This window comes from Rahnella sp. CG8, from assembly GCF_023701875.1.
GTDB lineage: Bacteria > Pseudomonadota > Gammaproteobacteria > Enterobacterales > Enterobacteriaceae > Rahnella > Rahnella aceris.
In genome coordinates this window covers 85,905-102,842 of sequence record NZ_JABAED010000007.1, presented here as the reverse complement: position 1 = coordinate 102,842, position 16,938 = coordinate 85,905, and the positions used below count along the sequence as shown (strand labels likewise).

18 protein-coding genes and 1 riboswitch are annotated in these 16,938 nt (G+C 54.3%); of the genes, 13 read left to right on the top strand and 5 right to left on the bottom strand.

What is annotated here, in order from left to right; genetic code table 11:
• The first annotated feature begins 210 nt into the window (after positions 1 to 210).
• From uvrB to HGO41_RS08960, 3 genes are all read left to right on the top strand, one after another.
• Positions 211 to 2,217 (top strand): excinuclease ABC subunit UvrB, encoded by a 2,007-nt coding sequence (gene uvrB / locus HGO41_RS08970; protein WP_013576382.1) that lies wholly within the window; start codon positions 211 to 213, stop codon positions 2,215 to 2,217.
• 66 nt (positions 2,218 to 2,283) lie between these two features.
• Complete coding sequence (locus tag HGO41_RS08965) at positions 2,284 to 2,652, top strand: VF530 family protein (protein ID WP_013576381.1); 369 nt, start codon at positions 2,284 to 2,286, stop codon at positions 2,650 to 2,652.
• A 40-nt stretch (positions 2,653 to 2,692) separates the two neighbouring features.
• Entirely contained in the window at positions 2,693 to 3,217 is a 525-nt protein-coding gene (locus tag HGO41_RS08960; RefSeq protein WP_015690230.1) for an isochorismatase family protein, read from the top strand.
• A gap of 64 nt (positions 3,218 to 3,281) precedes the next feature.
• On the opposite strand, the gene HGO41_RS08955 is transcribed toward HGO41_RS08960, so the two are convergent.
• The gene (locus HGO41_RS08955; protein ID WP_250980974.1) at positions 3,282 to 4,190 is read right to left on the bottom strand and encodes a gluconeogenesis factor YvcK family protein; all 909 of its coding nucleotides are present in this window, start codon (positions 4,188 to 4,190) and stop codon (positions 3,282 to 3,284) included.
• A gap of 263 nt (positions 4,191 to 4,453) precedes the next feature.
• Positions 4,454 to 4,610: riboswitch (molybdenum cofactor riboswitch) on the top strand.
• Between HGO41_RS08955 and moaA the strand changes: the two genes are divergently transcribed.
• From moaA to HGO41_RS08925, 6 genes are all read left to right on the top strand, one after another.
• Positions 4,600 to 5,586 (top strand): GTP 3',8-cyclase MoaA, encoded by a 987-nt coding sequence (gene moaA, locus HGO41_RS08950; protein WP_015690228.1) that lies wholly within the window; start codon positions 4,600 to 4,602, stop codon positions 5,584 to 5,586. (Overlaps the previous riboswitch by 11 nt.)
• A gap of 31 nt (positions 5,587 to 5,617) precedes the next feature.
• Positions 5,618 to 6,130 (top strand): molybdenum cofactor biosynthesis protein B, encoded by a 513-nt coding sequence (moaB, locus tag HGO41_RS08945; RefSeq protein ID WP_013576377.1) that lies wholly within the window; start codon positions 5,618 to 5,620, stop codon positions 6,128 to 6,130.
• Positions 6,131 to 6,132: 2 nt separating this feature from the next.
• Positions 6,133 to 6,624: a cyclic pyranopterin monophosphate synthase MoaC gene (gene moaC / locus HGO41_RS08940; protein WP_013576376.1), complete on the top strand. Its 492-nt coding sequence runs from the start codon at positions 6,133 to 6,135 to the stop codon at positions 6,622 to 6,624.
• Positions 6,621 to 6,866, top strand: a complete 246-nt coding sequence (gene moaD / locus HGO41_RS08935) for a molybdopterin synthase sulfur carrier subunit (protein WP_013576375.1) — start codon at positions 6,621 to 6,623, stop codon at positions 6,864 to 6,866. The genes moaC and moaD overlap by 4 nt, the downstream gene beginning before the upstream one ends.
• Before the next feature lies 1 nt (position 6,867).
• A complete protein-coding gene (gene moaE, locus HGO41_RS08930; protein WP_112151652.1) occupies positions 6,868 to 7,320 on the top strand; it encodes a molybdopterin synthase catalytic subunit MoaE in 453 nt (150 codons plus the stop codon).
• 118 nt (positions 7,321 to 7,438) lie between these two features.
• Positions 7,439 to 8,149, top strand: a complete 711-nt coding sequence (locus tag HGO41_RS08925) for a Bax inhibitor-1/YccA family protein (RefSeq protein ID WP_013576373.1) — start codon at positions 7,439 to 7,441, stop codon at positions 8,147 to 8,149.
• Between the two features lie 210 nt (positions 8,150 to 8,359).
• Here the strand turns inward: HGO41_RS08925 and HGO41_RS08920 are convergent, their stop codons facing one another.
• Positions 8,360 to 9,562, bottom strand: coding sequence for a multidrug efflux MFS transporter (locus tag HGO41_RS08920; protein WP_013576372.1), 1,203 nt, complete (start codon positions 9,560 to 9,562; stop codon positions 8,360 to 8,362).
• A 377-nt stretch (positions 9,563 to 9,939) separates the two neighbouring features.
• Here HGO41_RS08920 and rhlE point away from each other — a divergent pair, with 377 nt between their 5' ends.
• The gene (gene rhlE / locus HGO41_RS08915) at positions 9,940 to 11,352 is read left to right on the top strand and encodes an ATP-dependent RNA helicase RhlE (protein WP_250980973.1); all 1,413 of its coding nucleotides are present in this window, start codon (positions 9,940 to 9,942) and stop codon (positions 11,350 to 11,352) included.
• 66 nt (positions 11,353 to 11,418) lie between these two features.
• Here the strand turns inward: rhlE and HGO41_RS08910 are convergent, their stop codons facing one another.
• Positions 11,419 to 12,066 carry a helix-turn-helix transcriptional regulator gene (locus HGO41_RS08910; protein WP_013576370.1) on the bottom strand — a complete coding sequence of 216 codons (648 nt, stop codon included), beginning with the start codon at positions 12,064 to 12,066 and terminating at the stop codon, positions 11,419 to 11,421.
• A gap of 121 nt (positions 12,067 to 12,187) precedes the next feature.
• Here HGO41_RS08910 and HGO41_RS08905 point away from each other — a divergent pair, with 121 nt between their 5' ends.
• The 3 genes from HGO41_RS08905 to pbpG all read left to right on the top strand — a co-directional run bounded on the left by HGO41_RS08905 (position 12,188) and on the right by pbpG (position 15,790).
• Positions 12,188 to 13,633 (top strand): MFS transporter, encoded by a 1,446-nt coding sequence (locus HGO41_RS08905; RefSeq protein WP_250980972.1) that lies wholly within the window; start codon positions 12,188 to 12,190, stop codon positions 13,631 to 13,633.
• 58 nt (positions 13,634 to 13,691) lie between these two features.
• Positions 13,692 to 14,624: a tRNA dihydrouridine(16) synthase DusC gene (gene dusC, locus HGO41_RS08900; RefSeq protein ID WP_015690224.1), complete on the top strand. Its 933-nt coding sequence runs from the start codon at positions 13,692 to 13,694 to the stop codon at positions 14,622 to 14,624.
• 227 nt (positions 14,625 to 14,851) lie between these two features.
• On the top strand, positions 14,852 to 15,790 hold the full coding sequence (gene pbpG / locus HGO41_RS08895; protein ID WP_015690223.1) for a D-alanyl-D-alanine endopeptidase: 939 nt from the start codon (positions 14,852 to 14,854) through the stop codon (positions 15,788 to 15,790).
• A 69-nt stretch (positions 15,791 to 15,859) separates the two neighbouring features.
• On the opposite strand, the gene HGO41_RS25910 is transcribed toward pbpG, so the two are convergent.
• The gene (locus tag HGO41_RS25910; protein WP_019105993.1) at positions 15,860 to 15,943 is read right to left on the bottom strand and encodes a small membrane protein YohP; all 84 of its coding nucleotides are present in this window, start codon (positions 15,941 to 15,943) and stop codon (positions 15,860 to 15,862) included.
• Between the two features lie 108 nt (positions 15,944 to 16,051).
• Complete coding sequence (locus HGO41_RS08890; protein WP_013576366.1) at positions 16,052 to 16,681, bottom strand: hypothetical protein; 630 nt, start codon at positions 16,679 to 16,681, stop codon at positions 16,052 to 16,054.
• Positions 16,682 to 16,938: the final 257 nt, after the last annotated feature.

Genomic DNA, 16,938 nt, shown 5'->3' with positions numbered 1-16,938 from the left:
GTCATATCCTAAAAAAGTGCAGCATCGACAGCACGTTAAAACGCCAACACTTTTTATCGATTGGAAGCTGGTTTTATATACAGTATTATAGCGAAGGTAAAATCAGGGCTGGCAAAAATCGCGAAGTCTTTCATACTATTTTTCCGCAAACTGTTCACCCGTTCAGCGCGCATGGCCCTATGCATTCCCATTTCAGTCAGGTAGCCCGTCATGAGTAAAGAGTTCAAACTGCATTCCGAATTTAAACCGTCAGGTGACCAGCCAGAGGCGATACGCCGTCTGGAAGAAGGGCTGGAGAACGGACTGGCGCACCAGACATTGCTCGGGGTAACCGGTTCAGGAAAAACCTTTACCGTGGCGAATGTGATTGCGGATCTGAACCGTCCGACGATGGTGCTTGCCCCCAACAAAACGCTGGCCGCACAGTTATACGGCGAGATGAAAGAGTTCTTCCCGGAAAACGCCGTCGAATATTTCGTCTCTTACTATGACTATTATCAGCCTGAAGCGTATGTTCCGAGCTCCGATACCTTTATCGAAAAAGACGCCTCGGTGAACGAACACATCGAGCAGATGCGTCTTTCTGCCACCAAAGCGCTGCTCGAACGGCGCGATGTCATTGTGGTGGCCTCTGTTTCTGCGATTTACGGTCTGGGCGACCCGGACTTATACCTGAAAATGATGCTTCACCTGACCAAAGGGATGATTATCGATCAGCGTTCGATCCTGCGCCGTCTGGCGGAACTGCAATATGCACGCAACGATCAGGCTTTCCAGCGCAGTACTTTCCGCGTGCGTGGCGAAGTGATTGATGTGTTCCCGGCGGAATCGGACGATCTGGCGCTGCGCATTGAGTTATTTGATCAGGAAGTTGAACGCCTTTCGCTGTTTGATCCGCTGACAGGCCAGGTGCAGCATGAAGTGCCGCGTTTCACCATCTACCCGAAAACGCACTACGTCACGCCACGCGAACGTATTGTGCAGGCGATGGAAGAAATTAAAGTCGAACTGGCGGATCGCCGCAAAGTGTTGCTGGCCAACAACAAATTGCTGGAAGAACAGCGCATCAGCCAGCGTACGCAGTTTGATCTCGAAATGATGAACGAGCTGGGTTATTGCTCCGGTATCGAAAACTACTCACGTTATCTGTCTGGCCGCGGGCCGGGCGAGCCGCCGCCGACGCTGTTTGATTATTTGCCGGCTGACGGCCTGCTGATTGTCGATGAATCGCACGTCACCATTCCGCAAATCGGCGGTATGTACAAAGGCGACCGCTCGCGTAAAGAAACGCTGGTGGAATACGGTTTCCGCCTGCCTTCAGCGTTGGATAACCGCCCGATGCGCTTTGAGGAATTCGAAGCCCTGGCGCCGCAAAGTATTTATGTCTCGGCCACGCCGGGCAAATACGAGCTGGAGAAATCCGGTGACGATGTGGTCGATCAGGTCGTGCGTCCGACCGGTTTGCTGGATCCGATCATCGAAGTGCGACCGGTAACCACGCAGGTTGATGACCTGCTGTCTGAAATCCGCAAGCGTGTGGCGATTAACGAGCGTGTGCTGGTCACCACGCTCACCAAGCGTATGGCCGAGGATCTGACTGAGTATCTGGAGGAACACGGCGAGAAGGTGCGTTACCTGCACTCTGATATCGATACCGTCGAGCGCGTCGAGATTATCCGCGATTTGCGTCTGGGGGAATTTGACGTGCTGGTCGGCATCAACTTACTGCGCGAAGGGCTGGACATGCCGGAAGTGTCGCTGGTGGCGATTCTCGATGCGGACAAGGAAGGCTTCCTGCGTTCTGAACGTTCGCTTATCCAGACCATCGGCCGTGCGGCGCGTAACCTCAACGGTAAAGCGATTCTGTACGGTGATAAAATTACCAATTCAATGGCCCGCGCCATTGAAGAAACCGAACGACGTCGCGCCAAACAGGAAGCGTACAACCTCGAAAACGGCATCACGCCGATGGGGCTGAACAAGAAGATCTCCGACATCCTGCAACTCGGTCAGCCGAAAACCAAAAAGAACAAAGACAAACGCGATGCCGAAGCGGCGCAAACCTTCAAATCGCTTACGCCGAAAGCGCTGGAGCAACGCATCAAAGAGCTGGAAAGCAAGATGTATGCGCACGCGCAAAATCTGGAATTCGAAGAGGCGGCCAACACGCGCGACGAGTTGCATGCCTTGCGTGAGCAGTTTATTGCGATTTCATAACGAGAAGGGTGGTAGACTGCGCGGCTTAAAAATCATGACCCAGACATTTTAACGAAGAGCGAGCCAATGACTGATACACCACAAAACCCTGGCGCAGCGAAAGATCCGCTGCACGGCGTCACGCTGGAAAAACTGCTGACAACGCTGGTGGATAACTTTGGCTGGCCGGCGCTGGCCTCGCAGGTGAATATCAACTGCTTCAAAAGCGACCCGAGTGTGAAATCCAGCCTGAAATTTCTGCGCCGCACGCCGTGGGCGCGTAAGGAAGTGGAAACGCTGTATCTGGATTTCATTGAAGGTCATCTGCGCCCGGATATGACCCGCAGCAAGCGCCGCACACCGCTCTCAGCACAGGCTCCGCAAAAGCCAAAAGTCAGCACCGCCAAACCGGCTGCCGACAGCCCGTGGAATAACCATCCGCTGGTGAAAAAGTAATTTAGGCGCATTTCATTCTGTTCATTTGAGGGGAAGGATCGTGTCAGAGCAACATGTTCTTATCGTGGTGGATATGCAAAACGGGGTGTTCGCTTCCCCGCGTTATGACCGCAGCGGACGGGCTGAGCGCATTAATCAGCTGATTGACCGGGCAGGGCGGGTTATTTTCATTCAGCACGCTGAAGGTGAAATGACCGAAGGCAGCGAATTCTGGCAGATATTACCGGAATTACATCAGCCGGAAGGCGCGATTTCTGTGACTAAAACCGCCTGTGATTCCTTCTACCGCACTTCACTCGATAACGTTCTGCAGGAACTGAATGCGACCCGTTTTACCCTTTGCGGTTGTGCAACGGATTATTGCGTAGACACCACCATCAAAATCGCTGCCAGCAAAGGCTATGCCGTGACGGTTGCGTCAGATGCGCACACTACCGGCGATCGCACACACGCGACGGCGCAGCAACTGATCGGGCAGCATAATGAAGTGTGGCGTGAGTTATCTGTGCCGGGAAATCCGGTAACGGTAAAAACCACTGCGGAAATCCTGGCTGACTGGCAGTAAATTCAGTTTTCGGACGCAAAAAAGGCCGCATCGCGCGGCCTTTCTTATATCTGATGTTTACCAATCAGATCATTTTTTGCAGCGCCTCTTCAATCGCCATGCGTAACATGTCGCGGTCATGACGATAGGGCACATCACTGGCTTCGAGCGGGCTTTGAATAATCAGATGTTCAGTGGCGCTTCCGCCGATTTTGACTTTCGGCCCGACAATCGCGGCATCGGCGCGGCGGCCGATGCGTTTCTCGATCATATCCAGTTTGTCGTCCAGCGTCAGCGACGCGGCGGCGACACTCAGTTCCTTCCCCAGATTTCCGATATACACGATATGCGCCCGGCTGCGGCGCAGCGCGGTTGTCAGATCATTCATCAGTAACAACGGCATCAGGCTGGTAAAGAAACTCCCCGGCCCGATCAGGATCAGATTTGCCTCAGCAATGGCCTGTAACGCTTCACGGGTGGTGGACACCTGGGGTTCCAGCCGCAGTTCGCGCGGAATTTGTGCCAGTTTATCGACGTTGACTTCGCCGTGAACCGTTTCACCATTGGCATCAATGGCCGCCAGATCGACCGGCTGTTCTGACATCGGGATCAGTTCTGCGTCGACTTTCAGCAGGCTTCGTACCAGATTGATCGCTTCGAGCGGGCGCACGGTGAGATGATCCAGCGCGCGCAGCATCAGATTGCCAAGATTATGGCCATCCAGCTCGCCCTGGCCGCTGAAACGGTATTCGAACATCGCCGACGCCAGACTCGGTTCGGTGATCAGCTGATTCAGGCAATTGCGCATATCACCCCAGGCAATGCCGCCAACGGAACGGCGGATACGGCCAGTCGAACCGCCGTTATCGGTAGTCGTCACAATGCCGGTCAGGCGCGGACCCAGCAGCGAGAGTGAAGACATCACACGGCCCAGCCCGTGACCTCCGCCTAATGCCACCACCCGGTCGAGGTCTGCTAATGTTCGGTTGCGCATGGTTTTCCTTTCAAATGGGGAGCGGCGGGTTTACATCGTTTTCTGCGGCGGATTTTACCTAATTTTGCAACAAGATGTTATCCCTTCACGCCACTCTCAGGACATTAAAAACCGGGCAGTTTCAGCGTTGAAAATGCAGCCTTTTGTCGTAAAAAATCGTTATGTATCAAAATACATAACGAAAAACCATCTTGGCGTTCAGGACTTTGCGGCGTTAGAATATCCCCCGTTACCCCCGTATTCATTCTCGATCCGCTACGGACGGTATGAATCAACTCCTAGCCCTGGTTCCTAAGTTGCCTTTCTGACGTCGTTCCCACAGAAACAATATGGAGCCCTGGCCGTGACGAAAGTCACCAGGGTGCATGGCAGAAATGCCCGCATCTCCCGTATCTGGAAAGGTGTTAAGGTGCTTCAACTTACTGATGCTTTTGCCCGCAAGTTTTATTACTTGCGGCTGTCGATCACAGATGTGTGCAATTTTCGTTGCACCTATTGTCTGCCGGATGGCTACAAGCCGCACGGACACAGCAATAAAAGCTTTCTCTCGCTCGATGAAATCCGTCGGGTCAGCCGCGCGTTCGCCAGTCTGGGAACGGAAAAAGTGCGCCTGACCGGTGGAGAGCCGTCGCTGCGCCGCGATTTCTGCGAGATCATTGCCGCAGTGCGCGAAAATCCTTCCATCAAAACCCTCGCGGTGACCACTAACGGTTATCGCATGGCGCGTGATATCGATAAATGGCGCGATGCCGGTCTGACCAACATCAACGTCAGCGTCGACAGTCTCGACGCCCGCCAGTTTCACGCCATCACCGGTCAGGATAAATTCCGCGACGTTATGGCGGGTATAGATGCGGCCTTTGACGCCGGTTTCAGCAAGGTGAAAGTCAATACCGTGCTGATGCGCGATGTCAATCACGCCAGCCTGAATACCTTCCTCGACTGGATAAAAACCCGTCCGATCCAGCTGCGTTTCATTGAACTGATGGAAACCGGCGACGGCGGCGACTTGTTCCGCAAACACCACGTTTCCGGTGAGGTGCTGCGCGAACAACTGGTGCGTCAGGGCTGGCAGTTACAACTTCGCTCACGCAGCGATGGCCCCGCGCAAGTCTTCAGTCATCCGGATTATCTGGGTGAAATCGGTCTGATCATGCCGTACGAAAAAGACTTCTGCGCCAGTTGCAACCGGCTGCGTGTGTCTGCCCTTGGCAATCTGCATTTGTGTCTGTTCGGCGAGCAAGGCATTCCGTTACGCGATTTATTAGCCGACGACATGCAACAGGACGATTTGATGGACCGCATTCAGGGCGGCCTCAGCCGTAAAAAACAAACCCACTTCCTGCATGAAGGCAATACCGGAATTACTCAGAACCTGTCGTTTATCGGCGGCTAAACCCGGTACTGATCGTTTAAGGAGCAAACTGATGAGCAAAGCCAGTAAAGAGTTCTTGCCTTTATCTGTCGCGATCATGACGGTTTCTGACCGCCGAACCGACGCTGAAGACACGTCCGGGCATTACCTGAAAGAAGCGGTGACCGAAGGCGGCCATCATGTCGTCGCGCAGCAAATTGTCAAAGAGAACATTTACAGCATCCGCGCTGTTGTATCTGCGTGGATTGCGGATGAAAAGATTCAGGCGATTTTGGTCAACGGTGGCACGGGTTTTAACGCGGGCAACAATACGCCGGAAGCGCTGAAGCCTTTGTTTGACCGTGAAATCGAAGGTTTTGGCGAGCTGTTTCGCATGGTGTCGTTTGAAGATATCGGCACCTCGACGATTCAGTCGCGCGCCATCGGCGGCATCGCCAACCAGACGGTGATTTTCGCTATGCCCGGTTCAACCCGCGCCTGCCAGACCGCCTGGGACAACATTATTGAAGCGCAGCTCGATGCCCGTCAGGGGCCGTGCAATTTCACTCCACATTTGAAGAAATAAGTATGTCTGAACTGACCCATATTAATGCGTCCGGCGACGCTCACATGGTGGATGTTTCCGGTAAAGCCGAAACGGTCCGCGAGGCCCGCGCCGAAGCTTTTGTTGAAATGGCCGCTGACACGCTGGCGATGATCATCAACGGCAATCACCATAAAGGTGATGTGTTTGCTACGGCGCGTATCGCTGGCATTCAGGCGGCGAAGAAAACCTGGGATCTGATCCCACTGTGTCATCCGCTGCTGCTGACCAAAGTGGAAGTGAATCTGCAAGCACAGCCGGAACATAACCGTGTGCGCATCGAATCCCGCTGCCGTCTGAGCGGTAAAACCGGCGTGGAAATGGAAGCGCTGACGGCGGCTTCTGTGGCGGCACTCACTATCTACGACATGTGCAAAGCCGTGCAAAAAGATATGGTGATTGGCCCGATCCGCCTGCTGGAGAAAAGCGGCGGTAAATCAGGAGATTTTAAGGCGGAAGGTAAGGTGGAAGTATGATCGACATTCTGTTCTTCGCGCAGGTACGCGAACTGACCGGCACCTCCGGTCTGCAACTCCCTGCTGATTTCGCCACGGTGGAAGAGCTGCGCGCTTCGCTCACCGGACGCGGCGACCGCTGGGCACTGGCGCTGGAATCCGGGAAATTACTGGTGGCGGTTAACCAGACGCTGACCACGATGGCGCATCCGCTGCGTGCGGGCGATGAAGTGGCGTTCTTCCCGCCGGTCACCGGGGGCTGAGATGGATCAGACGAAAATTGTTGTTGATGCCGCGCCGTTCAGCGTGGGTGATGAGTACAACTGGCTGGCGCAATCGGACGCCGACGGTGCTGTGGTCACGTTTACAGGCAAAGTGCGTAATCATAATCTGGGTAATCATGTCAGCGCCTTAACGCTGGAACATTATCCGGGCATGACCGAAAAAGCGCTGGCAGAGATTGTTGCTGAAGCCCGTACCCGCTGGCCGCTGCAAAGTGTGTCTGTTTATCACCGCGTCGGACCGATGTATCCGGGCGATGAAATTGTGTTTGTCGGCGTGACCAGCGCGCATCGCGGTATGGCTTTTGAAGCCAATGAATTCATTATGGATCATCTGAAAACCCGCGCGCCGTTCTGGAAGCGTGAAGCCACAGAAGAGGGTGATCGCTGGGTCGATGCCCGCGACAGTGATAAAGAGGCGGCGGCGCGCTGGTAAATAGCGCCTCAACCATACGCAGACCTCCCATGCTTTTCTCTCTATCTGTGATACGCTTTACAAATCGGGAGGCTGTTTTGGCCTCATTTTTCATCCTCCATGCAAAAGGGTAATCATCATGGATCGATATCCACGCAGTAACGGTTCAATTGTTGAACGCGCGAATACCGGCATTCAGGCGTACATGGCGCAAGTGTATGGCTGGATGTTCTGTGGCTTGCTGCTGACCGCATTTGTGGCCTGGTACGCTTCCGGCTCTGAAAAAATCATGAGCTTTGTTTTCTCCAGCCAGATTACTTTCTTCGGCTTGATCATCGCGCAACTGGCGCTGGTGTTCGTGATTTCCGGCATGGTGAATCGCCTGAGCGGCACGGTCGCCACCGGCCTGTTTATGCTGTATTCCGCACTGACCGGTCTGACGCTTTCCAGCATTTTTCTGGTCTACACCGGTGATTCAATCTTTGGAACGTTCATCGTCGCTGCCGGTATGTTCGGCGCAATGAGTGTCTACGGTTACGTGACCAAGCGCGACCTGACCGGGATCGGCAGCATGTTGTTCATGGCTCTGATTGGTCTGGTGCTGGCATCACTGGTGAACATGTGGCTGAAAAGCTCCGGCCTCGCGAACATCATTTCGTACGCCGGTGTGCTGATCTTCGTCGGTCTGACGGCGTATGACACGCAGAAGCTGAAAAATATGGGTGCGCAGTTGTCAGCGGATGACCGCGATAACTTTCGTAAATACTCGATTGTTGGCGCACTGACCTTGTATCTCGATTTCATCAACCTGTTCCTGATGTTGTTGCGGATTTTCGGCAACCGCCGGTAAGGTTTTTTGATTTCAAATATTAGAAAGGGGCACTGAGAAGTGTCCCTTTTTTTATGCTGACAGGTTAGGTTTATTAGCTCCCTCCCTTGCGAAGGGGAGGGTTGGGGTGGGGTATTAAGATCAAAAAATGAAAGCTGAAGTGTGCAGGGATAATGGTGTCAGCCCTTAAAACCCCCTCCCGGCCTCCCCCTTCGCAGGGGGAGGAGCAAATCAAAACCTGACCCGCCCCGTCGGCACCTGCCGAAAACTCCACCAAACCTGCACCGTATTGAACAGCACCAGTATCGCCGTGACGATAAACACCCAGCGGAAGCCAAGCAGTGCCGAGGCACTTGAGCCAATCAGCGGCCCGACCACATTCCCGAGATACATAAAAGACTGGTTGTAACCGAATATCCGGCCGGTGACCTGATCACTGCTGTATTTCACCAGCAACGCCTGTACCGCAGGCATCAGCGCGCCATCGCCGAAACCGAGCATGAAACGCAGGATCCCGAGCTGGGTCGGCGTATTGATCAGTGCCATCAGGCAAAACAGAATGAAGCAAAAAACCAGCGCGGCAATCAGAATGCGATGCGCGCCAATGCGGTCGCCGAGCTTGCCAAGTTTCGGGGCGGCCATCAGCGCGGAAACGCCCGGCACGGCGGCAATCACGCCACTGATAAAGGCGATATTGCTGGTATCCGATGACAGTTCGCGGATAAATAGTGTCAGGATCGGGCTGATGGAACCGTTGGCGAGCTGAATCATCATGGTGGTGACGAACAGGCTGACAATCAGCCACGGGTAGGGCAGCGTAGTAAATACGGCTTTGCCGCTCAGACGGTTGGCTTTGGTGACCGGCACCACGCGTTCTTTAATCAAAAATAATGTGATCAGAAAGCTGATAAACAGCATGCCGCTGGTGACGAAAAACACCGTGCGCAGGCCGAGATGGTCAGCCATAAAGCCGCCGAGCAGCGGGCCGATAATCACGCCGGATACCTGACCGGTAGACAGCGTGCCGAGCGCCCAGCCACTTTTATCGCGCGGTACCTGCGAGGCGACCAGCGCCATCGCGTTGGGAATATACCCGGACGTCAGGCCCATTAGTGTGCGCAGAATGAAAAGCTGCCAGACGTTGGTGGCGAACCCCTGCAACATCATGACAATCGCCATCCCCAGCGCGGCGCGCAGCAACATCAGTTTGCGGCCTTTGCGGTCAGCCAGACTGCCCCACAACGGCGCAACGATGGCGGAAACCAGGAACGTGCCGCTGAATACCAGCCCTGACCACAGGCTCAGGGATTCGTGAGACGTTACGCCAAGTTGTTCGATATAAAGGGGTAAAAAAGGCAGGATCTGACTCATCGCCATGCCGGTAAAAAAACAGCCCAGCCAGACGGAGATTAAATTTACTTTCCAGGTTTCCATGTTGCAGCGATGTAGCCTTATGGACAGAGGAGTGAGAGAAAAGAAGCATAGCAATCAAATCTGTGAAGTGGGACGCAAAAAGTGGGAACCCATTCATCAGGTTTATAATTGATTATCCTGTGTCAAAGTTTCGGATTATCGCGGCAGATTATGCGGCCTGAAACTGTTACCAGAATCTGCGGCTGTAACCATCAGTTACAGGCCAGAAGGAGATAACTTCACGCAGAGCGGCGTTTTGTGCTACTATCGCCCCAACTGGCGCACTGCAGTTTGTGCCGAATCCTCGTGGTAATGCCTCATTTGCCTCGTCTGATCATCCACTCTTGAAACTGCACCGAACCCCGTTCGGGTTAGAGTGGACTGGAGCTTTTCCTTATATGTCATTTGATTCCCTCGGCTTAAGTGCCGAAATTTTGCGTGCTGTTGAAGAACAGGGCTATCGCGAACCTACGCCTATTCAGCGTCAGGCTATTCCTGTCGTGCTGGAAGGCCGTGACCTGATGGCGAGTGCGCAGACCGGTACCGGTAAAACCGCTGGTTTTACCTTGCCGCTGCTCAATATGCTCAGCCATACCAACGCGCAATTCAAAGGACGTCGCCCGGTTCGTGCGCTGATCCTGACCCCAACCCGTGAGCTGGCGGCGCAGATTGGTGAAAACGTACAGGCCTACAGCAAATACCTCACCCTGCGTTCTCTGGTGGTATTTGGTGGTGTGAGCATCAACCCGCAGATGATGAAACTGCGCGGTGGTGTGGATGTGCTGATCGCAACGCCGGGTCGTTTGCTGGATCTGGAACATCAGCGTGCTGTTGATTTATCTCAGGTTGAAATTCTGGTGCTGGACGAAGCCGACCGCATGCTGGACATGGGCTTCATTCACGATATCCGTCGCCTGCTGGCAAAACTGCCTGCCAAGCGTCAGAACCTGCTGTTCTCCGCGACGTTCTCTGATGAGATCAAAGGTCTGGCGAGTAAGTTGCTGACCAACCCGGCCTCTGTCGAAGTCGCGCGTCGTAACACCGCTTCTGCGCAAATTGAACAAAGCGTTCATTTTGTTGATAAGAAACGCAAAAGAGAATTGCTGTCGCAGATGATCGGTGAAGGCGACTGGAAACAGGTGCTGGTGTTCAACCGGACAAAACATGGTGCAAACCATTTAGCCGAACAACTCAATAAAGATGGCATCACGGCTGCTGCTATTCACGGCAACAAAAGTCAGGGCGCACGTACCCGTGCACTGGCTGATTTTAAAGCCGGTTCTGTCCGTGTTCTGGTGGCAACAGACATCGCTGCGCGTGGCCTGGATATCGATATGTTGCCGCACGTGGTCAACTATGAGCTGCCAAACGTACCGGAAGATTACGTTCACCGTATCGGCCGTACCGGTCGTGCGGAAGCCACCGGTGAAGCGATTTCTCTGGTGTGTGTGGACGAACACAAACTGCTGCGTGATATCGAGCGTCTGCTGAAACGTGAAAATCCTCGCATCGCACTGGAAGGTTACGAGCCCGATCCGAGCATCAAAGCTGAGCCGATCATCAATGGTCGTCAGGGCAGCGGCGGTGGTGGTGGGCGTGGCGCGCCACGTCAGGGCCAGCGTCCTGGCGCACCGCGTACGGGTGCTCCACGTTCAGGCGCTCCGCGTCAGGGCGGTAACGGTCAGCGCAGCGGTACGTCTGAAAACCGGGGTTCAGAAAACCGTGGTTCAGCTGAGAACCGTCCGGCACGTTCGCGTCCTGCCCATGCAGGCCAGCGTCGCACCGGCAATGCAGGCAGCGGCAACAAATAAGTTTCCGGATCCCCTGTAATGCAATCAAACCGCCTTCACTGAAGGCGGTTTTTTTTCGCGGGTAATCTAACGAATCACGTACGCACAACGGCGTGCACCCTGCAAAATATGTTCGGTGCGTTCGACACTGGCGTTCAGCACATCGCTGAACACATCGCGTTCCGCACGGCAAAATCCCTGACAGGTAGCTGCGGCAGCGCAAATCGGGCAGTGATTTTCGACAAACAGATAACTGCCATCCTCCTGCATTTTCCAGTCCGCCATATAGCCTTCACGGGTACGGATATCCGTCAGCCTTTGCAATTTGTCTTCCATCGACACCGCCCCGAGCATCGCCTGGCGGTAGTGTTCCTGCGTGATTTTTTCCCGCGAGGTGATGAGCTGATCCAGCGCCGAATCCCCCAGAGAGGTGCGGATCAGTTGCAAAAGTTGTACGGTGAGGTCAGCGTGGGCATCGGGAAATCGCGCATGACCGGCGGCGGTCAGTTGCCAGAACTGCGCCGGACGTCCGACACCCTGTGAGACAGATTTGGCTTCCACCAGTCCTTCCTTCGCCAGCTTCACAAACTGCTGGCGCGCGGCTTCACCTGTGGTACCCAGCAGATGGCCGGCATCGCTGGCCTGAAGTTGCCCGTGGGTTTTCAGCAGCATCAGTAAACGCTCTGCGACGCTTTGCCGTACGTCATTTTTATTTTCCAGGTCATTGCTTGACATATTGCCTCGACGGGTTCTAGATTACGTAAAAAATATTCCAAGTTATTTCTTGTTTTAATCATATCATAACCACAGCACGCTTCAATGCGTGGACAGTACAAACCAAAGGGATGCAGAGAAAATGTCGGGAAGTCATAACGGATGGGCGGATTTATTCAGCGCCGAAAACCGGGGCAGTGCCATTACCCTGAGCGCAGGTGTCGCGCTTTATGCGACTAACAGCTACATCGTCATCACGATTTTACCCTCCGTTGTGCAGGATATCGGCGGGCTGGCGTGGTATGCCTGGAACACTACGCTGTACGTTGTGTGTTCCATTCTCGGCTCAGCACTTTCTGCACGATTGATGCGCACCGCCGGGCCGCGTGGCAGCTATCTGATGGCGACCGCTATTTTTATTGCCGGTGCCGCCATTTGTACCGCCGCGCCGAATATGCCGGTGCTGCTGCTCGGACGGGCGCTGCAGGGGCTGGGGGGCGGATTCCTGTTCGCACTCTCCTACGCGATGATCAACCTCCTGTTTAAAGAATCTCTCTGGCCGCGCGCCATGGCGCTGATTTCGGCGATGTGGGGCATTGCGACGCTGGGCGGCCCGGCGGTAGGGGGTATCTTCGCCGAACTGCATGCATGGCGCTGGGCGTTTGGTTTGCTGTTGCCGGTGACGTCGCTGTTCGGGGTGTGGGTCTGGCGGATTTTGCCAAAATCCCGGCACGCCCGGCAGCCGGACGAACCGCTGCCGCTGATGCAACTGGCCTTGCTGACCGGCGCAGTGTTAGTGGTATCGGCGGGCAGTCTGTCTTCATCAGGGCTGATTAACTTGCTCGGTTTCGTGGTCGCGGTGGCGATGATTTTAATCTTGCGCCACCGCGAATTTACGGCGGATGTCAGACTGCTGCCGCGCAACGCTTTACGCCGTTCCTCACCGCTCTATGGCCTGTATCTGGTGATGACGTTGCTGATTATCGGCCTCGGTTGCGAACTGTTTGTGCCGTATCTGCTGCAACATTTACACGGTCAGACCCCGCTGGCCGCCGGATACATCACTGCCGCGGCGGCCGCGGGCTGGACATTAAGTGAAGTGGCCAGTTCCGGCTGGACAGGCCGTCGCGCGGATGGCGCGATTATCTGCGGGCCACTGATCCTGGCTGCCGGTTTGCTTTTACTGTTGTTCACCGTGCCGGTCGCTTTCGGTCTGCCGTGGCTGAATATCAGTGGCGTGGTGCTCGGGCTGACGCTGGCCGGTTTTGGGATTGGCCTCGGCTGGCCGCATTTGCTGACCCGCGTTCTGCAACAGGCACCGGAAGAGGATCGCGAAAAAGCCGGTGCGTCGATAACCGTGGTGCAATCTTTTGCGGCGGCGCTTGGCGCGGCGTTAGCCGGAACGGTGGCTAACTTTGCAGGCGTTGATAAGGGGGATAGCGGTGCAGCCAGCGCGGCATTCTGGATGTTCCTGCTGTTTGCTGTGCCTGCGCTTCTGGCGGTGTGGATTGCCTGGCGCTCCGTCAGAGTCAGACGCTTGCAGGGCAGGGCGAAAACCTCATTAAGCGGCGATTTGTCTCAGGGGTAATTGCCCGGCGGCGGGCCTTGCGGTAATCTTGCGCGTCATTTTTAAGGGTTGAACTGCGATGCGCGTATTACTGGCTCCGATGGAAGGTGTGCTTGATCCTCTGGTTCGTGAACTTCTCACAGAAGTAAACGACTACGATTTGTGCATCACCGAGTTTTTGCGCGTGGTGGATCAGCTGCTTCCCGCTAAATCCTTCTATCGCTTGTGTCCTGAATTACATCATGCCAGCCGCACGTCTTCGGGCACGTTAGTGCGCGTTCAGCTACTCGGTCAGTATCCGCAATGGCTGGCCGAAAACGCCGCCCGTGCGGTGGAACTGGGCTCTTACGGTGTCGATCTCAACTGCGGTTGCCCGTCCAAACTGGTTAACGGCAGTGGCGGTGGCGCAACGTTACTCAAAGATCCTGAGCTGATTTATCAGGGCGCCAAAGCCATGCGTGAAGCGGTGCCCGCTCACTTACCGGTGACTGTCAAAGTGCGTCTCGGCTGGGATTCGCTGGAACACAGTTTTGAAATTGCAGATGCCGTGCAGCAGGCGGGTGCAACGGAACTGACGGTGCACGGGCGTACCAAAGAAGACGGCTACAAGCCGGAACGTATTAACTGGGCTGCGATTGGCGAAATCCGTCAACGCCTGAGTATTCCGGTGATCGCCAATGGTGAAATCTGGGATTACGAAAGCGGCCAGGCGTGTCTGCACACCACCGGTTGTGATGCCGTGATGCTCGGGCGTGGTGCGCTGAATATTCCGAATCTCAGCCGTGTGGTGAAGTACAACGAACCGCGTATGCCGTGGCCGGAGGTAATAACGTTGTTGCAGAAATACACCCGTCTGGAAAAGCAGGGCGATACCGGTTTGTATCACGTTGCGCGCATTAAACAGTGGCTGAGTTATTTGCGTAAAGAGTACGAAGAGGCGACAGAGTTATTTACTGAAGTGCGCGTGCTGAAGACGTCGAAGGAGATTGGTTATCTGATCGACAATCAATAATATTCACCTGTGTATTTCGAAGGGACGCTTTCTGAGCGTCCCTTTATTTTTTCAGTGCATTCTTACGCAAGTGTTCACTTACTCGTCGTTCCACGGTCTGTGGGTGGTGGTGACAGACTTTGTGACAAATAGAATTGAAAATTGCGGGTGCTAAGACTTTTCGCCTCACTTATAATTCCGCCCGCTGTTACGACATATCTTAATGACAACTTTCTAAATACAGAGCAATGCATGTGAAAATCCGTCTTTTGGTTCTGAGCTTATTAGCCTTAAATACAGGCATGTTGTCTGCCCCTGCCGCCACCGCTGCAAAGCATGAGCCGGCCGTCGCCCCGATCGTTCAAATTGCTTCCGGCAGTGCCATGGTGGTGGATCTGAAAAGCCACGAAGTGATTTATTCCCGAAATCCGGATGAGGTGAGGCCGATTGCCTCCCTGACCAAACTGATGACCGCGATGGTGACGCTTGATGCGAATCTGCCACTCGACGAAGTGATCAATATCGATATCAGTAATACACCTGAAATGCGTGGCGTGTTCTCCCGCGTGAAACTGAACAGTGAAATTACCCGTCGTCAGATGATCCAACTGGCGCTGATGTCCTCAGAAAACCGGGCTGCGGCCAGTCTCGCGGCACATTATCCGGGCGGTTATTCTGCATTTATCAATGCTATGAATGCGAAGGCGAAATCGCTGGGCATGACCCATACGCATTATGCTGAACCGACCGGTTTGTCGCCGCGCAACGTCTCCACCGCGCGTGATTTAACACGGCTGCTGCTGGCTTCACAGCGCTATCCGCTGATCGGTCAGCTAAGTACGACTGCTGAAAAAACGGCTGTCTTCAGCCATCCGGCGTATGCATTGCCGTTCCGTAATACCAACCATCTGATCATGAATCCGTCGTGGAATATCCAGCTGACCAAAACCGGTTACACCGATGAAGCCGGCCATTGCCTGGCGATGCGTACCACCATTAACGGCAAGCCCGTTACGCTGGTCGTGATGGATGCCTTCGGGAAATTTACGGCCTTTGCCGATGCCAACCGCCTGCGCACCTGGATGGAAACCGGCAAAGCAGTGCCTGTTCCACAGATTGCCAAAAACTACCGTAAGCAGAAAGAGCAGCAGAAAACGCAGCCTTCCGTCGAAGAGGCAGATGATTGAGCAGATGATTGAAATGAAAAAGTCCGGCCAGATGCCGGACTTTTTGTTTTGCAGGGACAGACAACGTGGTCAGAAAATCAGTTTAAACACCCCTGTCAGGGTCAGTAAGCCGACGATAAAGATGATGGCGATGATCCACAGAATAATTTTCATGTTTTCTCCTTAACATAACCTTCAGTCGTCATCGGCCATCCGGCTAAGCCAATGATATTCCTTATCAGTATAGCTTCTGCCTGCATTTTTGCTGTGTGCTTGCTAATTTCAGGCCAGTGCCGCGCGCAGACCACATTCCGGGCTGGTAAGCGGTTTGCCCATTTGGGTCAGTTGTGCCGCACCGGTCATCGAAGCCTGAGCCAGCACCACGCAGGCCGCGCCTCGCCTGTATTCCACATCAGCCGCCGCTGCGATAGCCTGTAAATATCCGGCCAGATCCCCCTGCTTAAACTTTTCCCATGCGCCTGCCACCAGATGGATTTCAAACTGCGCCTGCGGATGTTTTTCCACCTGCGCGAACAACTGCCGCGTCGGCTCCAGGGTCGTTTCGACCGCACAGAGTGCAACCACACTGCCCGCTGTTTTCATGGCCTGTTCCGCCAGCGTCTGATCGACACGCAACACCGGCACCGCGGCACTTTCGCTGGCAAGCGTCGCGGCAGAACCCAGCGTCGAGCAGGTCAGTAAAACGCGATCGGCATTTTCACTCAATGCCAGCAGCACATCCGCTGTTTGCTGACGAATTTCTGCAGTCAGCCCGCCCGCCTTTTCGGCTGCAGCCAGTAAATCGGGCCGCGAAACATGCACAAACTTATGCTGATCCAGCCCAAGTTCGTGAGCTGTATTTTCGAAAACCGCAATATTGCTGTCGGCCGTATGTAAGCAGGTAATGCGCATGTAATTCTCCTGATAAGTGTCTGCCTCTACGTTAATGATTTTTTAACCGTACCGCAGACTTTTTTACCTGTAAAAACTGATGAGTTAATGCGGGCTGGAAAATGCCCGGTTTCCCCGGTGCACGCTATGATTTCCATAACCCGCGCCCGTCCGTAATTCCTTAAGTTTGACCTGTTAACGATCCCCGTAACAGGTTATTTTCATTGATATTTATTCATTAAAGCAATGCAACTCAATCATATATAGATACATAAGCA

Bases quoted from the DNA above. Each gene is read 5' to 3' on its own strand.
- rhlE (WP_250980973.1), top strand. From the start codon at position 9,940: ATGTCATTTGATTCCCTCGGCTTAAGTGCCGAAATTTTGCGTGCTGTT.
- moaD (WP_013576375.1), top strand. From the start codon at position 6,621: ATGATCGACATTCTGTTCTTCGCGCAGGTACGCGAACTGACCGGCACC.
- moaB (WP_013576377.1), top strand. From the start codon at position 5,618: ATGAGCAAAGCCAGTAAAGAGTTCTTGCCTTTATCTGTCGCGATCATG.
- HGO41_RS08920 (WP_013576372.1), bottom strand. From the start codon at position 9,562: ATGGAAACCTGGAAAGTAAATTTAATCTCCGTCTGGCTGGGCTGTTTT.
- HGO41_RS08955 (WP_250980974.1), bottom strand. From the start codon at position 4,190: ATGCGCAACCGAACATTAGCAGACCTCGACCGGGTGGTGGCATTAGGC.
- HGO41_RS08910 (WP_013576370.1), bottom strand. From the start codon at position 12,066: ATGTCAAGCAATGACCTGGAAAATAAAAATGACGTACGGCAAAGCGTC.
- HGO41_RS08965 (WP_013576381.1), top strand. From the start codon at position 2,284: ATGACTGATACACCACAAAACCCTGGCGCAGCGAAAGATCCGCTGCAC.
- moaE (WP_112151652.1), top strand. From the start codon at position 6,868: ATGGATCAGACGAAAATTGTTGTTGATGCCGCGCCGTTCAGCGTGGGT.
- dusC (WP_015690224.1), top strand. From the start codon at position 13,692: ATGCGCGTATTACTGGCTCCGATGGAAGGTGTGCTTGATCCTCTGGTT.
- HGO41_RS08905 (WP_250980972.1), top strand. From the start codon at position 12,188: ATGTCGGGAAGTCATAACGGATGGGCGGATTTATTCAGCGCCGAAAAC.
- pbpG (WP_015690223.1), top strand. From the start codon at position 14,852: ATGCATGTGAAAATCCGTCTTTTGGTTCTGAGCTTATTAGCCTTAAAT.
- uvrB (WP_013576382.1), top strand. From the start codon at position 211: ATGAGTAAAGAGTTCAAACTGCATTCCGAATTTAAACCGTCAGGTGAC.
- moaC (WP_013576376.1), top strand. From the start codon at position 6,133: ATGTCTGAACTGACCCATATTAATGCGTCCGGCGACGCTCACATGGTG.
- HGO41_RS08925 (WP_013576373.1), top strand. From the start codon at position 7,439: ATGGATCGATATCCACGCAGTAACGGTTCAATTGTTGAACGCGCGAAT.
- HGO41_RS25910 (WP_019105993.1), bottom strand. From the start codon at position 15,943: ATGAAAATTATTCTGTGGATCATCGCCATCATCTTTATCGTCGGCTTA.
- HGO41_RS08890 (WP_013576366.1), bottom strand. From the start codon at position 16,681: ATGCGCATTACCTGCTTACATACGGCCGACAGCAATATTGCGGTTTTC.